Genomic DNA, 18,523 nt, shown 5'->3' with positions numbered 1-18,523 from the left:
TGTACGTGAGGCTGTTTTGGCGTTGCATAGTGGTTGGATATTCGGATAATTCTTGCCATTGGTGTCAACTTAACGCGAAACCGCACGTCCGCCAGGGATTGTAAATCCCTGGCGGGTGAACAACACCCAATCAGTACGCTATTTTTGGCTTAAGTTGACACCAGTGGCTTTTCGGCCCACCCCACAAGAATCATCCCTTGATTGAGCAACGCCGCTTTTTTTAAGTATTAATTGCACCCCTAACCAAAATCACTGTACTTTCTACACCAGAGGCGATCGCTTCGGGAATATTACCTTGAATCGCCTGCTGCAACAATCCCTCGCGCGAAGCTCCCAAAACTACAACATCATAACCTTCGGTTTTCACTAGGTTAATTACACCTTCCGCAACGGAATCAGCTTGGACTGGGAGCGCAACTACAGTACTGGACAATTTTCGCCGCCGCATCAAATGGCGGATGGCTTGTTCTAAAACTGACATATCTGGCTTGAGTTCCGATGGCTTAAACACCTGTGTCAGGCGAATTTGCGGATCATTTCCCAATGTAATTAAAGCCGGTAACAATTTAATCGCCAGAGGGGAGTTGGGGCCACCAGCCATTGGTACTAGCCAGCGGTTGAAGGAGTTGGGGATTGGGGATTGGGGATTGGGGACTGGGAATGGGGAATGGGGAATGGGTAATGGGTATTGGGGAGTTTTGCCTAATTTTACTAAGACTACTTCGCATTTGGCTTGGCGAATTACGGTGTCTACAACGGTGCCAAAAATCCGACCTGGGGTAGATGTGTTACCTTTCCATCCCATTAAAATTAGGTCGATGTGTTGTTCATTAATTGTCTCCAAAATTGCCTGCGCTACATCGTGGGTAACTCGAATCTGCGTGTGTAGGGGAATTTTCCATTTTTTTGCTAAGACTTCCGCCTGTCGTAGCAAGCGGCGACTTTTTGCCGTTCTTACCTGTGTTTCCGATGGGGAACTGTGGCGGGGTATCAGCATCACTTGCACGCAATCTATTTCATAATGGCGATCGCGGGCAATAGCTGCTGCCATTTGTAATAAAATACCCGCTGTTTCTGGATTAGCTACGGGCACTAATAATCTACCTCTGCCGATGCTGGGCGATCGCGTTTGGTAAACTATGTATGAAGGTTCTGGTCGCAATCCAGGAGTCCTGTTGTCACAATTGAGATGATCTGCTTCTGCCCGAATAATATCTGCACGGGTAATAATCCCAATCAGTTTTCGTCCATCCACCACTGGTAAGCGACTGATTTGATAGCGATCGAGTAAATACAGCACATTGCCCAAGGTGTGAATTGGTGTTACTGTCACTGGGACAGATGTCATAATTTCTTTTAAAAAAACATCGGCTAGATTGCGATCGCGAAGTGTATGATTTGTACTCTCGCGTGTTTTCAGCAAATCTGATTGCGTCACAATCCCCACTAACTTGCTATCTTCTACCACGGGAAAACCGCGATGATGGGAACGGGCAAAAGCTTGCATAGCATCTTCCAAACTCATCTCTGCATCTAGAGTTTCCACCCGTTCTTGCATCACATCTTTTGCGGTTAACTTGGTTAATGCTCCCTCCATCGGAACTTCTTTAGTCAGAGTAATGCCCTTTAACTCCAAAAGTTTCTCATAAAGCGAACCAGGCACAACCTTATCCGCAACCAAATAAGCTGCTACAGAAACAATCATCAAAGGTAACACCAGATTGAAATCTGTAGTCATTTCAAACACAATCACAATTGCTGTGATTGGAACCTTGGAAACGGCACTAAAAAATCCACCCATACCCGCTAAGGCGTAAGTAGTAGGAGAACCAGATCCAGTAACATATAACTCAAATACACCGATAATATGTCCCAAACAAGAACCCAAAATCAGACTGGGAGCGAATAATCCCCCCGGTGCGCCTGAACCAAATGCTATCAGTGTGAGGATGAACTGGGCAGCAAAAGCGATCGCTGCTACGCTAGGATGTGCCCCTCCAGTAATTAAAGACTCTCGTAATCCGGTATTATCACGGAATGACGCCGGGAGTATGGCCACAATAATACCAGAGATAAATCCAGCTAAAGCCACCCGCAGCGGTAAGCTGATATGTAATCTTCTATAAAATTTAATACTAAATATTAAGCCGCGATTAAACAATGCACCAAACAACCCTGCCAAAATACCCAATAGCACAAAAAAGGGAATTTCGGGTATAGAAAATTGGCTGGAAGATTGCGTCAATTGCAGGTTAAGGTCAAGAGAGCCACCACCTAAAAGTCGGGATATTACCCCACCAATAAAGGATGCGATAATGGCAGTTCCCAGAGTCAGCCCTGATAAATCCTGGAGTAACTCTTCAACGATAAATAATACACCTGCGATCGGGGCATTGAAAGCAGCCGCCAAACCAGCACCCGCACCTGCTGCAATCATTTGCCGCCGATGATCTGGGGAAGTGGGAACCCAACGACTCATCCCTGCTGCTAAACTAGCCCCCACTTGGACAGTGGGGCCTTGGCGTCCCAGCGTCATACCGGAACCGATGGCGATAATAGCACTGAGTAACTTTACACCTGCCACCCGCCAAGATAATGACATCGGTACATTGGCAAGAGTTGCTTTCACTTGCGGGATACCGCTACCAGCGGCTTCTGGTGCCAACCTATCCACCAACCATCCAGCCACAAACCCCAGGATCAGACCAATTGCTGGTAGTGCCAGCCATACCGGGAAAAGGTGGGTAGTATGGACTCGCCATGTCCCCAGCCATCCCGAACCCACTTTCAGGAACACCGCAGATAGGGCAGCAACCAAACCGATAATACAAGCTTCGGCGATCGCTAAACCCTTTCTAGGCTGCCACCAGGTGCGAAAGCGCTGATTCATACCAATTTTGGATTTTAGATTTTGGATTTTGGATTGCTGTTACCGGAATCTCAGAGGATGTTTTAAAAGTCATTGGAAAATGTAACTTGTTGCTACACAGCACTATCCTCAATTACGAATTACGAATTACGTTAGCGTAGCGTTAGCGACGTAGGAGCGTCATTACGAATTAATTACTTCTCCCCGTGGTGGATAGCCCTTCTACTATCAGAGACGGAGTATAACAAGAACCATTCCAATCAGCATCATTGCCCAGTGTAACCAATTGTTTGAGGGCTGTGTAGACATTACCTGCTACCATCGTATCCTTAACACGCCCAATTACCTGACCATTTTGGACGCGGTAGCCTAAATCAACATTGATTGAAAAATCTCCAGAAATACTGCCGCCACCACCCAACATTTGATCCACAATCAAGCCATCATCTAGTTGTTGAATTAATTCTGGTAGCGATGCCGAACCTGGTTGGATGAGAAAATTAAATAAACCAGGGGTGGGATAGCTGCCCAAGCCAGGGCGAAAACCATTTCCAGTGGTGTCAGTACCGAGTTGGCGTCCGGTGGTGCGATCGCCATAAAAATGCTGTAAAATCCCGTTTTGGATAAATACTAAAGATTTAGTTGGAGTGCCTTCATCATCAAAGGGGCAACTATAAGGGCCCGCTTCTGGATCTTGGTAGAGGGTAAGACTGGGTGCAACTACTTCCTTACCCAAACGTTCTGCCCAAGGGGAAGCCACTTCTAAGACTCGCTTGCCATTCAACGCTGCTTGTACAGTACCCCAAAGCATATCGGCGGCTTTAGAAGTGAATAAAATCGGGACACGGCCAGTAGGAGGTGAAACATTTTCTCTGGCCCAAATTAACCGTTGTAAAATTTGGTTAGCTAATCTCTCCGGGTGGAGTTCTCCCCGCTTAGTTTGACCATCAGAAACACTTAAAAAATCATCGCCGCGTACCCATTCTGCTGATATGTAGCAGCTGAGGGTAGTATCCGTATAGTGACAATCTAAACCTTTAGTGTTGACTAGTCTAGTGGTTTCAATATCACATTCCCAGTCACCATTGCATACAACATCGGGATAGGCATCACGGATGAGTGCGATCGCTTCCTTGCCCCAATCTACCAAAACCTCTATGGGCACACTTTCCCCTATATCTGGGTAGGAGGGCTGAGAGTTAGAGCCTAATTCTACTGTTTCTGGTTGATTGAGTTGACTGAGTGCCAGAGCTTTTTCCACCATTACTTCGGCTGTGACAGAACCGTAAGCCACCGTGAGTCCTGGTTGCCCGTTTCGCCAAAGCCTTAGTGCTGTGCCTTCCGATTGACTGGTTTCTAGCTGTTTGAGCCGGTTTGCCTCAAAAAACACTGGACGAGAAAGCGATCGCGACTGATACACCTCAGCTGCTTCTGCTCCAGATTTTATAGCTAGTTCCAGCAGCTGTTCTGCTAGTGTATCTTGTGACAAATTTTCAGAACCCATGACCCTTAGTGAATTGTGGATTTTGAACCGCATATCAACGCCCTCTCTTGAAAAGTGCGATCGTCAAAAGCCGACGATCAGACTTTCTGCTGATGAACGCAGATAACTATCCAAAAATCATCAGCGTATTTCGATAGTTACGATTTAAAACCGCAGATCAACACTGATGGACGCAGTTAATTATCCCAAATCATTGCCATGTCTCAACGGATCTGGTCATTTGTCATTTGTCATTGGGTATTAGACATGGTTATTCTCCTTGTCCCCATGCCCCATTCCCCAATCCCCACTCCCCACTCCCCACTCCCCACTTTCAAAGATTAACCTCTTGCAACAGCCAAAAACCAGCAAAAGATTCTGCTTTAGGATCAGACTGCACACCGATAAAATGCACTCCGTTAGCTTTTTGCTTGGCTTCTTCAAAACCTTTAGCTTCTGCTAAGATTTGAGGCTTCTTAATATTTGCTACAATCCAGCTTTCAGTTACACCGGTTTCTAAAAGCAATCTTGCCTCTTCGCTGGTGTCAAATCTCAAAAAAGCCAACTCCAAACCAGACATCCAGCCAGCTAAGGGCAACGCTCTCGGTGAGAAAATCAAAATACCAGGAATCCGAGCTTCTGGTGAAACTTTCGCCAACTCTAAAGGAAAAGCTTCACCAAAACCAATTTCCCACTCTGGCATCTCAGCAAAATCCGCAGCATCTAAGGTAACAAATACCCACTGCTGTCCTTCCAAAGCATCTGGTAAACGTTGCGGCAAAGGTTTTTCCAAGCGGACTGAGGGATTAGTCCCCCCTTGATACCCTGCCTCTTGAGGATACACTTCCTCCATCCGCTGTTCTAACCATTGGTTGAGAACCAAAGTACGGCGGCTAGGTTGGGCGGGAATGCTCAAGTCTTGACAGGCTTTAGTAATCATATTGTTCATTTGGCGGCGGAAAAAGCGGATTTTAATTGGTGCTTTTCCAGCTTGGTCAATAGCCTCCTGCAATGCTGTCCGCAACCAGCCCGAATTTACCTGGGTACTGGGACAATATTGAGCATAGCGAAACAAAGAATCTGGTTTTGTGTCGATATCTAAGGGGCTTTCGCAGACTAAGACTTCCCAAACTTTTTTCTGATTAGCGTCCAAAATCGGACGAGAGTAAAAATCGATTTCCCAAATACTGCCCATGTTTTGCGGTAAAAATCTGGCTGTTATGTTTTCCTGATATGTTGATCATACGAGTCTTGGGGCAGCATTGGACATTGGACATGGGGCATTTGACATGGGGCATGGGGCATTGGGAATTGAGATAAATGAGTCTTTGAGGTGGATGAAGGGAGTTCTGAGATGGATGTTTGAAATTTTAACTCTTCACCATCAATCTTATTTTTTATCAGGCGATCGCTCAAGCATGGATTGCTCACAAGGGAGAAATCCAAGGAGTGTGGAGAGTGTGGGGAGATAGAAAAAAGCAACTGTCATCGTCCGGCTATCCATCCCCTTCCTGCTGCGCTGAGGAAGGGGAATTCCGCCGAATTAGTTAAACAACCACAAAATTGTTGTTCGTTAGTGACAACCCAGTAGATAATTCTGCAAATTGTACCTGAGTAAATGCGCCTGCATTACCATCTTGGTCAAAGAACAATGCACCTGTAGTGGAGTTATAAATAAATCGCTGGGTGCTAGTGGTTGCAGATTCTCCAAGTGTAAACTGACTTGTCTTAAGTACACCTGCTGATAAACCGCCACCAAAACCAGCAGCCGATACTTGAATTAGTTCATTAATGGCAACGAAGTCACGTATCCTATCAAGACCTTCATCGAAACTATTGAAAACAAAGGTATCAATACCACCTTCCCCAAATAGCCTATCATTACCACTGCCACCGATGAGGATACTATCGCCACTGCCACCTCTGAGGGTATCATCACCATTGCCACCGTTGACGGTGTTATTACCTGAGGCACCAGAGGCTATCAGGGAATCATTACCATCGCCCCCATATAATAGATTATTGCCTGTACCGGAAGCATTCAATATATCGTTACCATCGCCCCCATATAATAGATTATTGCCTGTACCGGAAGCATTCAATATATCGTTACCATCGCCACCATTTAATAGATTATTGCCTGTTGAACCGGAAACATCCAAATAATCGTTACCAGCACCACCGTTGAGAGTGTTATCGCCAGATATGCTACCGCTAACAAAATTTCCGAATTCGTCGTAATCGTAACTCAACGCCTGTAAAGAATCATTGCCATTGCCTCCATTGAGGAGGTGATTTCCTGTTGAAAGACTAATATCCAAGAAATCGTCACCAGCGCCGCCATCTATTGTATCGTTACCATTGCCTGAGCGGAGCGTATCATTACCATTGCTTCCCACAAGATAATCATCGTAGTCTGTACCTGTGATATTTAATTGTTCGATATTCTTGTAGCTAAACACTGTTGTGTCCGCCGTCGAAGAAATTACTGTAATGTTAGTAGTAGGATTGAAAGTCGAAGTAATTCCCGTGGTAGCACTGCTATAACTGAAAGACAAGGTGTCGTTACCTGCTCCCCCGTCTACTGTTTGAGTCACTAAGGTAGATAGGGAGTCAAAATTTAAGAAATCATCGCCATTGCCACCATTGAGGATGTTATTGCCATCGCCACCATTGAGAGTGTCATTGCCATCGCCACCGTTGAGAATATTATTGCCATCGCCACCCCTCAAAATGTCATTGCCACTTAAGCCTTCAAGAATGTCATCACCCCCTTGACCATTGATGACATCATTTGAATTGTCAAAGCCACTAACATTGTTGTCTAGGTTGTTTAGGAAGGTGACTGTGTTTTTTTTAAAGACAGTGCTTTGGGTGGAGTTGGCATCGAAGACATCAAAGCTGTCGGTGATGGCAGTTTGCCCATAAAACAGAATATTGCCCAAATCTACAGTGGCTCCAGTAGATTTGGTGAGGTTTTCCAGGTTTTCCAGAGCAAAGTTTTCCAGGATAAATCTGGTATCACCATACCCTTGAAAGCTGATTTCCAAACTTGTGCCATTCTGGGTGAGAAGCAAATTGTCGGCAGTGAAGCTACTATCGTCCTGGAATATTAGAGTGTCCACTTCGGCTATGACTGCTGCTGTGGGGTTTGTTCCTTTACCTACTCCATCAAAATCGGCGATCGTAGTAGTGCCATTATTAATCGTTTCGCTGTATATGTCGTTCTCTGTGTATAAGCCGTCGTAAACAAATTTATCCTTACCACCGCCGCCTGTGAGGCTATCCTTACCACCACCGCCTATGAGGCTATCATCGCCATTACCACCGTTGAGGGTGTTATTACCAGTGGCACCAAAAGCTTTTAGAGTATCATTCCCATCCCCCCCAGAGAGGAGGTTATTGCCAGATGAGCGAGAGTCGTAGCTGGAGTCGTAATAAAATCGATAAAAGCCAGAGATGTCTAGAAAATCATTGCCATCCCCTCCAAAAAGCAGGTTATCGCCTGATGATCCACTAGCACTCAAGATATCATCACCATTACCACCGTTGAGGGTGTTATCGCCATCTGAGCCAGAGTCAGACCCTGTGTACTGCTCACCCCTTACAATCCCAGAGATAGAGAGAGAATCATTGCCATCGCCCCCATCTAAGAGGTTATCGCCTAATGAACCGCTAGCATTTAAAGTATCATCACCAGCACCACCGTTGAGGGTATTGTTGCCTAAAGAGCGATCGTCGTAGCTTGGTGAGTAGGCGTTGTAGTAGTTTCCGCCAGAGGTGGAGAGAAAATCATTGCCATCGCCACCATTAAACAGATTATTGCTTGAGGGGGAGTTAGAATACAAAGTATCGTCACCAACACCACCGTTGAGGGTATTATTGCCCGCGCCACCCCTCAAAATGTCATTGCCACTTAAGCCTTCAATAATGTCATCACCTCCCTGAGCATTGATGACATCATTTGAATTTTCAAATCCACTAACATTGTTGTCTAGGTCGTTTAGGAAGGTGACTGTGTTTTTTTTAAAGACAGTGCTTTGAGTGGAGTTGGCATCGAAGACATCAAAGCTGTCGATGATGGTAGTTTGCCCATAAAACAGAATATTACCCAAATCTACAGTGGCTCCAGCAGATTTGGTGAGGTTATCCAGGTTTTCCAGGGCAAAGTTTTCCAGGATGAATTTGTAACTAGCAAAGTAACTATTATCAAACCCTTGAAAGCCGATTTCCAAACTTGTGCCATTCTGGGTGAGGAGCAAGTTTTGGGCAGTAAAGCCACTATAGCCCTGGAAACTTAAGGTATCCACTTCGGCAATGACTGCTGCTGTTGGGTTTGTTCCTTTACCTACTCCACCGAAATCGGTGATCTTATTAATGTAGTTTGAGCCGCTGTCAAAAAAAAATATATCGTTGCCACCGCCACCAGTTAGGGTGTCGTTGTAACCGTTGTAATCAAAAGCGCCCTGTAGGGTGTCGTTACCGCTGGTTCCAATGATAATTGCCATAACTTTTTCCTGATTGAATGGATTTTTGGAGTAACTTCAGTTGTCAATAATCGAGTTTATGCTGTTTTACGGCACAAGTAATTTGCCAAAAGTTTAAAGCTTTCGGCATACAATATTCATTCTTTAGATAGATAGACTCGCAAATTGTTCATTAAATATTTCCCCTTTAATTCGCTTCCAAACATTACTTATCCCAGTGTTGAGAACTATCTAAGTCTTAAGCTCTGTACAAAATTTAGTTGATTTGTCAATGCATAAGTCTTACTAGTAGCCCTTTCAAGGTGATGAAATTTGGAACGAAGATTGGTGATTTCAACCTTCAAAAAGCTCAAAATCTGAGCAGAGGATTCAAGATGCTAGCAATGAAACAACGTATCTTCGTTGGTCACCTTGAAAGGGCTAGTCTTACTAGTTTCAAAACACGGAATACTTGAGACAGCATAAAACAGGAAATCTTTATACATTCGTTGTCAGCGTAGCTTGCCGCTGTAGGCATCGCTCTTGAATTTCTATCTGGAAAATAGAAAACATCAAAATAACCTGACATCTAAGTAAATATTCGATATTTACTTAGATGTCTATCTTTTCAAAAAATCTTTGCATACTCTTCATATTTGTAACTGTTCAAGGAAGAGTAGGAGAGTGATGCTTACGGCGGCAAGCTACGCAAACAATGGTAATCAAAATCTGATAAATTAAGTACACTCAGATCCTATATATGTATAAGTTTTTATGAAAAATGGTATAAAAATGCTTACTGTTACTAAAGCCAAGCGAGTTGCGATGCCTGCGACGCACGTAGCCATCGCAGTCTTTTCTTTCACACTCTTTGTTTATAGCCAAGTCGCCTCGGCTGCTTTAACTTTACCCCTACGCAGCAAAAAGGGAATGGTAGTTTCAGCCCATCCCCTAGCGAGTGAAGCGGGAATTTCGATGTTACGCAAAGGTGGTAATGCAGTGGATGCAGCTGTAGCCACAACCTTTGCAATTTCTGTAGTTGAGCCTTTTTCAGCCGGAATCGGTGGCGGCGGATTTTTGCTGATGCACTCTGAAAAAACTGGCGACATCAAAGCGTTAGATTTCCGTGAACGCGCACCCCTGAAAGCTACAAGAAATATGTATCTTGACGCAGAAGGAAAGGTGCGTCCCAATGCCAGTCTTAAAGGTTATTTAGCAGTGGCGACACCAGGAACGGTGTCGGGACTTTATGAAGTGCATCGTCGCTATGGTAAGCTTTCTTGGCAAGAGGTGATGAAACCTGCGATCGCACTCGCTAAAGATGGCTTCATTCTGGGCGATGTAGCAACTTGGCGTTATCTGCAAACAAACCAATCCAGCCAGCCAGCACTTCTTAACAATCCAGCCCTGCGGGAAATTTTCACTCGCAACGGTGAATTTTACAAACCAGGGGAGAAGCTAGTACAGCGTGATTTAGCACGCACTTTAACAGCAATTGCCCAAAATCCCCAAAGTTTTTACACCGGAAGTATTGCTCGTGCGATCGCTTCTGATATGGTAAAAAATGGTGGTTTAATTACTCTAGAAGACCTCAAAGCCTACAAACCAATCTGGCGCACTCCCGTTTGTGGAAATTTTCGCCAAGCTAAAATTTGCTCAATGCCACCACCTTCATCGGGAGGCGTTCATCTATTGCAGATTTTAAATATTATCGGTGATACCGATTTTAAATCTTTAGGATGGCATCATCCCGACGCTATACATTTAATGGTAGAGGCAATGAAGATTGCTTACAGCGATCGCTCACAATATTTAGGCGATCCTGATTTTGTCAAAGTCCCTGTACAAGAACTGCTTAGTCCAGCTTACGCCAAAAAACGCCGTCAAGAAATTAATATGCAATTGGCTAGACCCTCGACCGAGATCAAGCCAGTAGATTTAAATTCTAAATGTCTGCGTCTTCCCTCATCTACTTGTCCTCGGTATGAATCTCCTGAAACCAGCCATCTTAGTGTTGTGGATGAAGAACGCAACGCCGTGAGTTTGACTTTCACGATTAATCTCAGTTTTGGTGCTGGTGTAGTGACACCGGGAACTGGAATTGTCCTCAACAATGAGATGGATGATTTTGCTGCTGCGCCAGGAGTACCTAATGCCTTTGGTTTGGTTGGCAACGATGCCAATAGCATTGCGCCCCGCAAAACTCCTCTATCTAGCATGACACCCACAATTGTCACAGAAAATGGTCATTTCCGGATGGCAGTGGGTGCGCCTGGTGGTAGCACGATTATCACCCAGGTTTTGCAAGTGATTTTAAATGTGCTGGAATACAACATGGATGTTGGTGCGGCTGTTTCTGTTCCACGCATACATCATCAATGGCTACCAGATGAGTTGCGCGTTGAATCTTGGGGCTTAGATGCTTTAACTGTGCAAGACTTACGCCATCGGGGACACAAAATAAAGGAAACTGCTCCCTGGGGTAATGGTAACGCGATCGCAGTTACACCCGATGGAACTCTAGAAGGGGCCGCCGATCCTCGCGGTGAAGGTTCCCCAAGAGGTTGGTAAGCGATTCAGTAATTGGGGAGACACAGCCACCCGCAGAATAACTAATGACTTATTGACAAATGACAAATGACCAATGACTATTGATTTTGAATTGTTGACTCTGCGTAGCTGCTGTTGCCAAACTCGTTTGCCCGTGCGCTAGGTACTAGTGTCCAACCTGCTTTCAGAAGTTTTTGATAAGTTGCCCAACCTTTAGAACCACCTGGTATTTGATAATCTGGGACTGCAAAATGTCCAACAGATGTGTAGGGACGCCAAGGCTGATTGGGTTCTGTTTGCAAATACAAAATTTTCTCTCCGTCGCCACCAGACTTAGATAACCAGCACATTTGTCGATGCATTGCAAACTCCTTTGCTTTTAGCTAATAACTAACGCATAATGACAGAATTTTGTCAAGCAATACCTCACCCTTGTGGAGTACTTTTTTGCCTAATACTTTAGACAAAGTGTAATTAAGTTCTATCCATTATTAGGATAATTACTTAACAATTTATGCCTAGAGGACAGCTGTTAGTAGGACACAAAGATAAACAGTTTTCGCTCACCTTCTTTATGGGGTGAGATTTTTCTAATGTTATCCGCGTTTTTTGTGATTGGGTGTAACAATAACTACTATTTTGACTGAGGTTCGCAATCAGACCATTTGTTTTTCTGATTATATTAATCAGAGATTTTGGAAATGACTAATGACTAATGACCAATGACCAATGACCAATGACCAATGATGGGATTCCCACCAATTTTCGATAAAATTTTGTTGACTAGAAGTAGTGCAGAGAGAATTTGGCCAACTACAGCTAAAATTAATAAATACAAGTAGAATAAAGAGCAATTTCACAATCCAAAGCGCTCTATCTATCATTCAACAAGCACAATGGAAGTCTTAGAACTCAAACGCGAAATCGAAACGTTGTCTGGCCGCCTGGGTAAAACCCAGGACTATCTTTGACGTACCTGCACTGACAGCCAAAATTCAAGACCTCGAAAAAATATCTGCTCAACCAGAATTTTGGAATGACCAAACCCAAGCCCAACAGACTCTACAAGAACTCAACGACCTGAAAGCCCACCTCGAACAATACGATCGCTGGCACACCAATTTAGAAGATACTAAGGCAGTTGTTGAGTTATTGGAGTTAGAAACCGATGAGGCACTACTCCAAGAAGCAGAATCTACCATCACTAAACTGAATCGTGACCTTGACCAGTGGGAGTTACAACAATTACTTTCTGGCCCCTATGATGCTGAAGGTGCTGTACTGACCATTAGTGCTGGCGCTGGTGGCACAGATGCTCAAGACTGGGCATTTATGCTGATGCGGATGTACACCCGTTGGGGCGAAGCTCACGGTTATAAGGTAACTTTAGCGGAAGAGTCGGAGGGTGATGAAGCCGGAATTAAATCGGCAACCCTAGAAATTACTGGTCGCTATGCTTATGGTTACTTGCGATCGGAAATGGGTACACATCGCTTAGTGCGAATTTCACCTTTTAATGCTAACGGCAAGCGCCAAACCAGTTTTGCCGGGGTGGAAGTGATGCCACAGATTGATAACTCTGTGCAATTGGATATTCCAGATAAAGATTTGGAAATTACCACAACTCGATCTGGTGGTAAAGGTGGACAAAACGTCAACAAAGTAGAAACTGCGGTGCGGATTGTTCACCTTCCCACAGGTCTTGCGGTGCGCTGTACAGAAGAACGATCGCAACTGCAAAATAAAGAAAAAGCCCTAAATCGCCTCAAAGCAAAGCTGTTGGTCATAGCAAAAGAGCAACGTGCCCAAGAAATTGCCGAAATTCGTGGCGATATGGTGGAAGCCTCCTGGGGAAATCAAATCCGTAACTATGTATTTCACCCTTACCAAATGGTGAAAGACTTGCGTACAAACACGGAAACAACAGCAATTGGCGATATTATGAATGGTGAACTTGATACATTCATCCAAGCTTATCTGCGCCAAGAAAATAAACTAGTAGAAAACACTCCTGCATAATTGAGAGTTATTTACAAGTAGTAAGTAAATTGTTTTTAATATTACTTACTACTTATTATTTATTTTTTCGTATTTTCAGATTGGCGCGATCGCATGGCATCTTAGATAAATTTCTCAGCAATATACAGGCGATCGCTATTCTATCCCAGACCAACTGTTACAGTTATAAAAGAGTCTGTAGACAAATAACTATGAGCAACTCTCCTTCATCAGAACCTCAACCTAGCTACGTAAAACTTGCCATGCGAAACATGGTGCGGAAGGGTGCAACTTCCCTGAAGCATTTTGCGTTGACTGCTGTAGGGCTTTTAGCTCTCCTTGTTGGTCTTGCTTACCTAACTCACTAACGACAAACCGTAAACCTCAGACTAGGAGACTGTGTGCCCCTGAGAGTTGAACTATATGTAGAAGAGTATTTTTACGAGTTGTCCCCGACAACATCCGTAAAGATTGGGGACACTTATGCCCGAATTCCTCCTGAAACTTGGGAAAACTGGTTTAATGACTGGTTAGAAATACTTCACCCTCAGATTCCGTCAGCGCCAAGTTATGAAATTGGGTTGCGTTTGACAGATGACTCGCAAATTCAAGAACTCAATTCTCAGTATCGTCAACAAAATAAGCCTACCGATGTTTTAGCCTTTGCTGCTTTGGAAGTGGATTTTCCTCAAAGCGAAGAAATGCTAACCTCTGTGCCATTATATCTAGGTGATATTATTGTGTCTGTAGATACGGCACAACGCCAAGCTCAACAACAAGAACATAGCTTACCAACTGAGCTAGCCTGGTTAGCTGCTCACGGTTTATTGCACTTGTTAGGCTGGGATCATCCTGATGAAGAAAGTTTGGAGCGAATGTTAGAACAGCAAGTGAGATTGCTGAACGCAGTAGGTATTACTATTGACATTGAATAGCAGTAGCTTGTGTATCCGTTAGTGTCAATTTTTGGTAATACTTTTATAATACTTCTGTGGAAAATTCCCTAAAGATTGCCTCAAAGTTAATTCTGCCATTAAGATTGGCAAATATTCCCACTGTAGCAACTCTATCTTTGTATTTTTAAGTCTATGTCCCAAAAAATTTCTCCACCACAAACGCCTACCTCGTTACAAACACTTGTGTCTAACGAACGAGAATTCTCTTGGAAAGTAGCCTCTAATTTATTTGTTAGTTTTAAATATGCTTGGGCTGGAATCAGCTATAGTTTTCAAACTCAACGTAATTTTCGCATCCATGTAAGTGTTTGTGCTTTAGCGATCGCTTTAAGCGTTTTTTTACATCTGCAAGCTGTGGAAATAGCGGTAATTGGTATAACTAGTGGTTTAGTTTTGGCATTAGAGTTACTAAATACAGCGATCGAGTCCCTTGTGGACTTAACCGTTAAGCAGACATACCATGATCTGGCAAAAATTGCTAAAGATTGTGCAGCTGGTGCAGTCCTTGTCTCTGCTTTAGTAGCGGTGCTAGTAGCTGGTACGCTATTGCTCCCTCCTCTGGTAACGTTAATTATATCGGCTTTGTAGAAGTGATTTACGGAGGCGAGTATTTACCGCAGGCATCGCCAAGTGACTCGGTAAGAGAATTACACTCTGTTCGATTTCCTTTGCATAACACATTATAAACAATTCAAACTTTACGAAGTGGCTTGTCGTAGAGTAGCCGCTTTATATATACGTGTCCACGTCAGCGTTATTTTTACACCTACCGAACAAATAGCATGAGATATTTGTCTATGCTGTTTGCAACTGAATGAGTGTTAAAAACCAGGAGTGATGAGCTTTGATTATAGTTATCGATAATTATGACAGTTTTACATATAACTTAGTGCAATATCTGGGAGAATTGGCAGCAGAATTCCCAGTTGCAGATGAGATTAAAGTTTTTCGTAACGACAAAATATCCATAGATGAGATTCAAGCCTTAAAGCCGGAAGCTGTGGTTATTTCTCCTGGGCCTGGTCGCCCGGAAGATGCCGGTATTTCTTTAGAATTGATTGAACAGCTAGGACAAGAGTTACCAATTTTGGGTGTCTGTTTGGGACATCAAAGTATCGGTCAAGTATTCGGTGGTAAAATAATTCCGGCTCCAGAATTGATGCATGGCAAAACCTCTCAGGTGTCTCACACTGGGGTGGGAGTTTTCCGGGGATTAGAAAATCCTCTAACCGCCACCAGGTATCATAGTTTGGTAATCGAACGTGAGACTTGCCCAGATGTGTTAGAAATCACCGCTTGGGTTGAAGATAACACCATTATGGGAGTGCGACACCGGAACTATCCTCACATTCAGGGCGTCCAATTTCACCCAGAGAGTGTCCTGACATCTTCAGGAAAACAGTTATTGCGAAATTTTTTGGAACAGTTACAGTCAAGAGCATAATTAATGAAACGACGACAGTTGATGGGCTATGCTGGGGCGGGGTTGGTCACAGCTTTAGTTACTACCTTGGGTTCTGAATCTCAAGCTGACGCACAATCTAGCGGTTTATCAGTTCAGTGGTTGGGTCATACTTGCTTTCTTTTTACTGGTGGCGGTGCGAAAGTTCTTGTCAATCCATTTCGGGCGGTCGGCTGTACTGCTGGGTATCGTCTACCAAAAGTGGCAGCAGATTTAGTGTTGATTAGCAGTCAACTGCTGGATGAAGGTGCTGTGGACGTACTACCGGGAAATGCAAAACTCATTTACGAATCAGGAGTTTATGAGTTTAAAGGCATTAAGTTCCAAGGAATTGCCATAGACCACGATCGCAAAGGTGGTAAACAGTTTGGCTCAAATACCGCTTGGAGTTGGAAGCAAGGCGGAATTAATATCCTACACTTAGGCGGAGCCGCTGCACCCATTTCCATTGAGCAAAAAATCCTGATGGGGCGTCCCGATGTAGCATTTATTCCAGTGGGAGGCAGTGCAAAAGCCTACAATGCTGAGGAAGCAAAGCAGGCTGTTCAAGTGTTAAATCCCAAGTTAGTCATTCCGACCCATTACCGGACACAGGCTGCTGATGCTGCTAAGTGCGATATTTCACCAGTGGATGATTTCCTGACCTTGATGCAAGGTATGCCAGTGCGGCGTAGCAATGGAGATAGTATTTCCATTAGCCCTGGTAAATTGCCGGAAAATGGGGAAATTCAAGTTTTGAGTTACAAATTTTGAATAAAATGGACTGAGAAAGAACCAGGGGAAGCAGGGGGGAGAATAATGACTTCTACCTCCTACCTCCTGAATTCAGAATTCTGAATGCTGAATTCTGATTTTAGAATGTATACCACTCTGGGCCAAGCTTATCTGCTTCGCTGATGGGAGTCTCAACGGCTGTTGTCTCATTTATAGTCCAAATGTTGTCTGTACCTGCTGTCTGGTCGCGCCAGTAGATATCAGTCTTGCCATCGCCGTTGAAATCACCAAGAGATGGTACTAAGGCCGCGTTATTAGCTGGCAAGAAAGCTTCAGTTGCAACTGTTGTGCCATCCATCAACCAAGCGGTGTTTGCACCTGTGGTTCCATTGTGCCAGAAGATATCGGTCTTGCCATCACCGTTGAAATCACCAATTTTAGAAGTCCAGGATGAGTCAAGTGTAGCCAAAGCACCTTCTGTGACTAAGATGCCATTCATCGTCCAAACCTTGTTCTCACCTGTTTGAGCGTTTCTCCACAGAATGTCTGTCTTAAAGTCACCGTTGAAATCACCAAGGTTAGCAGTCCAAGCGGCATCTTGTGATTGCAGAGCAAATTCAGTCTTTTGCGTACCATCCATAAACCAAGCGGTGTTATCGCCTGTTGTGGTATTGCGCCAGAAGATATCACTCTTGCCATTGCCGTCGAAATCAACAATGGTAGGAGTTAGTGCTGTGTCTGTAGGGTCTAGAACAGTTGCATTTAGAACGGTGGTGCCATCCATCTCCCAAATAGCGTTCTCGCCAGTTGTGGCATTATGCCAGAAGATATCAGTTTTGCGATCGCCGTTGAAATCTCCAATCTGAGGACTCCAGGCTGGATCAACGCTACTTAGAACAGCCGCACTACCAACTCTGGTGCCATCCATCAGGACAACGCTATTTTCACCGGTTGTCTTATTGCGTAATAAGAAGTCGGTTTTGCCATCAGCATTGAAGTCAGCAATTTTGTAATCATAGGCCGATAGGTCAAATTGACCCAAAGAACCCTGTTCGACAACTGTTGTGCCATCCATCAACCGAATGATAATCTCACCAGTTGAAGCATTAACCCAAACTTTGTCTGTTTTACCATCACCGTTAAAGTCAGGAGTAATCGCCGCACTAGTTAAGTAAGGATTAGGATTAGGATTTGCTGACGTTTTAATAGGCGCAGTCACCGCTTGACTTTCTAGTGCTAGTGAAGAACTCTTATTTCCAAACCCCAAATCATAATTTAAACTCTTAAGAGAAGTTGTCAAGATTTCTGATTTTGCAAAAGAATCTGATAACAATCGAGATGTATTCAAACCTAAGGGTGAGGAATTTGAATTGTCAGGCATGGTGTATTTTTATTATTGGTTGTTATATTCTTTTAACTTTCTTTGGCACTCTCTTTCTGTAACGAAATAACATTTACTAGGGTTTCAATATTTCTTTAGAACTATTTTTTATTTATTAATGTCACTCTTTGAAGATAAATATTTGTTTGTTTTAAACTATTATTCTAAAAATTTCAAGTTCTATATAAGCAATTACGAAATATTTTTTGTAACTTATATATGATTGCTGATAAATGATGACTATTTTATCTCTTTTCTTTGAAATTTCAAGGTTGTATCAAAAATCTACCTACGAAACAGAAATTTATTTTATGTTTAATTAAACAGACTTAATTGAAATAGAAGCTATCGCTTTTTTATTATGGGTTGAGGAGACATATAGGACTCATATTTGATTTGGTGAAAAAACTCAGTACAACTAAGAAGCCTTCTTTCCTATTGCCTGTTGCCTATTGCCTGTCTAAGCAGATTCCTATAGCTTTTATACTGTGTGTTGTTAGATTTATGAAATGTCAGAATTTATATAAGATAACAACAAGATCCCCGACTTCTTTAAGAAGTCGGGGATTTAAGTGTTTCGAGATAATTGTTTATTATCCAATGATTTATGACTTGAATCGAAACAAATATTGGTTAGAATAACT

General features: G+C 43.5%; 13 protein-coding genes. 7 read left to right on the top strand and 6 right to left on the bottom strand.

The annotated features are described in order from the left end of the window. Window positions 1–220: 220 nt before the first annotated feature. The 4 genes from RRG12_RS24985 to RRG12_RS24970 form a co-directional block, all read right to left on the bottom strand. Complete coding sequence (locus RRG12_RS24985; protein WP_420761012.1) at window positions 221–2,890, bottom strand: chloride channel protein; 2,670 nt, start codon at window positions 2,888–2,890, stop codon at window positions 221–223. 169 nt (window positions 2,891–3,059) lie between these two features. Further along, on the bottom strand, window positions 3,060–4,373 hold the full coding sequence (locus tag RRG12_RS24980; protein WP_420761011.1) for a TldD/PmbA family protein: 1,314 nt from the start codon (window positions 4,371–4,373) through the stop codon (window positions 3,060–3,062). 313 nt (window positions 4,374–4,686) lie between these two features. Beyond that, complete coding sequence (locus tag RRG12_RS24975) at window positions 4,687–5,547, bottom strand: Tab2/Atab2 family RNA-binding protein (RefSeq protein ID WP_069068493.1); 861 nt, start codon at window positions 5,545–5,547, stop codon at window positions 4,687–4,689. Window positions 5,548–5,899: 352 nt separating this feature from the next. Beyond that, the gene (locus tag RRG12_RS24970) at window positions 5,900–8,860 is read right to left on the bottom strand and encodes a beta strand repeat-containing protein (RefSeq protein WP_420761010.1); all 2,961 of its coding nucleotides are present in this window, start codon (window positions 8,858–8,860) and stop codon (window positions 5,900–5,902) included. A gap of 750 nt (window positions 8,861–9,610) precedes the next feature. Between RRG12_RS24970 and ggt the strand changes: the two genes are divergently transcribed. Then, window positions 9,611–11,389 carry a gamma-glutamyltransferase gene (gene ggt, locus RRG12_RS24965; protein ID WP_069068515.1) on the top strand — a complete coding sequence of 593 codons (1,779 nt, stop codon included), beginning with the start codon at window positions 9,611–9,613 and terminating at the stop codon, window positions 11,387–11,389. Window positions 11,390–11,466: 77 nt separating this feature from the next. On the opposite strand, the gene RRG12_RS24960 is transcribed toward ggt, so the two are convergent. After that, window positions 11,467–11,730, bottom strand: coding sequence for a hypothetical protein (locus RRG12_RS24960; protein WP_069068495.1), 264 nt, complete (start codon window positions 11,728–11,730; stop codon window positions 11,467–11,469). A gap of 534 nt (window positions 11,731–12,264) precedes the next feature. Here RRG12_RS24960 and prfB point away from each other — a divergent pair. From prfB to RRG12_RS24930, 6 genes are all read left to right on the top strand, one after another. Beyond that, a protein-coding gene (gene prfB, locus RRG12_RS24955; RefSeq protein ID WP_420761009.1) for a peptide chain release factor 2 occupies window positions 12,265–13,387 on the top strand; the annotation gives its coding sequence in 2 pieces (ribosomal slippage) (window positions 12,265–12,336 and window positions 12,338–13,387; 1,122 coding nt in all). A 191-nt stretch (window positions 13,388–13,578) separates the two neighbouring features. Beyond that, on the top strand, window positions 13,579–13,734 hold the full coding sequence (locus RRG12_RS24950) for a DUF3285 domain-containing protein (protein ID WP_084226969.1): 156 nt from the start codon (window positions 13,579–13,581) through the stop codon (window positions 13,732–13,734). A 39-nt stretch (window positions 13,735–13,773) separates the two neighbouring features. Then, a complete protein-coding gene (gene ybeY, locus RRG12_RS24945; protein WP_420761014.1) occupies window positions 13,774–14,301 on the top strand; it encodes an rRNA maturation RNase YbeY in 528 nt (175 codons plus the stop codon). Between the two features lie 153 nt (window positions 14,302–14,454). After that, window positions 14,455–14,910 (top strand): diacylglycerol kinase family protein, encoded by a 456-nt coding sequence (locus RRG12_RS24940; RefSeq protein WP_420761008.1) that lies wholly within the window; start codon window positions 14,455–14,457, stop codon window positions 14,908–14,910. A 256-nt stretch (window positions 14,911–15,166) separates the two neighbouring features. Then, complete coding sequence (locus RRG12_RS24935; protein ID WP_420761007.1) at window positions 15,167–15,766, top strand: anthranilate synthase component II; 600 nt, start codon at window positions 15,167–15,169, stop codon at window positions 15,764–15,766. A gap of 3 nt (window positions 15,767–15,769) precedes the next feature. Further along, window positions 15,770–16,537 (top strand): MBL fold metallo-hydrolase, encoded by a 768-nt coding sequence (locus tag RRG12_RS24930; RefSeq protein WP_069068499.1) that lies wholly within the window; start codon window positions 15,770–15,772, stop codon window positions 16,535–16,537. A 100-nt stretch (window positions 16,538–16,637) separates the two neighbouring features. Here the strand turns inward: RRG12_RS24930 and RRG12_RS24925 are convergent, their stop codons facing one another. Continuing rightward, window positions 16,638–17,879: an FG-GAP repeat domain-containing protein gene (locus tag RRG12_RS24925; protein WP_069068500.1), complete on the bottom strand. Its 1,242-nt coding sequence runs from the start codon at window positions 17,877–17,879 to the stop codon at window positions 16,638–16,640. Window positions 17,880–18,523 lie beyond the last annotated feature (644 nt).

This window comes from Nostoc sp. CALU 546 (genome assembly GCF_048836525.1).
The sequence above is the reverse complement of the archived record's forward strand: the minus strand, read 5'-3'. Positions and strand labels throughout refer to the sequence as shown.